This is a genomic window from Vibrio sp. T13N, from assembly GCF_032970445.1.
GTDB classification, from domain to species: Bacteria; Pseudomonadota; Gammaproteobacteria; order Enterobacterales; family Vibrionaceae; genus Vibrio; species Vibrio diabolicus.
The window spans coordinates 1-316 of sequence record NZ_JAWJYE010000074.1; the positions used below are offsets into that span (position 1 = coordinate 1).

A 316-nucleotide genomic window follows, 5' to 3' on the forward strand; every position below is an offset into this window, starting at 1 on the left:
AAAACACCCTGGAGGGGTTCCCGAGTGGCCAAAGGGAGCAGACTGTAAATCTGCCGGCACTGCCTTCGATGGTTCGAATCCGTCCCCCTCCACCATATTCTTTCTTGTGTTTTTCCTTTRAACATAAGAACAACTTGGAARCTAGGTTGGGAAACTAWYTTTYAAGTATAAAACACCCTGGAGGGGTTCCCGAGTGGCCAAAGGGAGCAGACTGTAAATCTGCCGGCACTGCCTTCGATGGTTCGAATCCGTCCCCCTCCACCATATTCTTTCTTGTGTTTTTCCTTTAAACATAAGAACAACTTGGAAGCTAGGT

General features: G+C 47.6%; 2 tRNA genes. Both read left to right on the forward strand.

From position 1 onward, the window contains the following. Positions 1 to 10 precede the first annotated feature (10 nt). Positions 11 to 95 (forward strand) — tRNA-Tyr (locus R2S67_RS22875). An 84-nt stretch (positions 96 to 179) separates the two neighbouring features. Further along, positions 180 to 264 (forward strand) — tRNA-Tyr (locus R2S67_RS22880). Positions 265 to 316 lie beyond the last annotated feature (52 nt).